Genomic DNA, 776 nt, shown 5'->3' on the forward strand with positions numbered 1-776 from the left:
CAGCGCACCGTGCTCAAGAATTGCGGACATATTGACCCTGAGGAGATCGATGACTATCTTGCTGCCGGTGGCTATCAGGCGCTACGTAAGGTTCTCAAGGAGATGTCCCCGGAGCAGGTTATCGACGCGGCAAAACGCTCGGGCCTGCGTGGACTCGGCGGGGCTGGCTTTCCCACGGGGCGCAAGTGGGAGGCCTGCCGCCGCGCCGTTGGGGATGAAAAATATGTAGTCTGCAACGCCGATGAAGGGGACCCCGGGGCATTCCAGGATCGATCCGTCTTGGAAGGCGACCCTCACTTGGTCATAGAGGGGATGATCATTGCCGGCTACGCCGTGGGGGCAAAGAAAGGTTATGTGTACGTCCGGACGGAGTATCCCCTGGCGGTAAAACGTCTCGGAATTGCCATCGCCCAAGCCCGCGAGCGGGGGTTTCTGGGGGAGAGTATTCTAGGCCATGGATTTGATTTTGATATTGAGATCTTTCAGGGAGCAGGCGCCTTTGTTTGTGGTGAGTCTACCGCTTTAACCTTCTCCATAGAGGGGAGAAGAGGAATGCCCAAGCCCTTCCCCCGTCCCCGCACCACCGAGGAGGGATTGTGGGGTAGGCCTACGCTTCTTAATAACGTTAAGACCTTCGCCAACATCTCCTGGATTATCAATAAAGGGGCAGCCTGGTTTACCAGCCAGGGCACTGAGAAGAGCAAAGGAACGGCCATCTTTTCACTGGCTGGTAAGATAACAAACTGCGGGCTTATAGAGGTGCCTATGGGAATCAC

Annotated in this window: 1 protein-coding gene; it reads left to right on the plus strand. The window is 56.3% G+C overall.

Going from position 1 to position 776, the window contains the following annotated elements; translation table 11 throughout:
* A partial coding sequence (locus HW443_RS12270) for a complex I 51 kDa subunit family protein (RefSeq protein ID WP_407079829.1) occupies positions 1–776 on the plus strand: 776 nt, incomplete at both ends.

The organism is Candidatus Hakubella thermalkaliphila (assembly GCF_013281975.1).
Taxonomy (GTDB): Bacteria; Actinomycetota; Humimicrobiia; order Hakubellales; family Hakubellaceae; genus Hakubella; species Hakubella thermalkaliphila.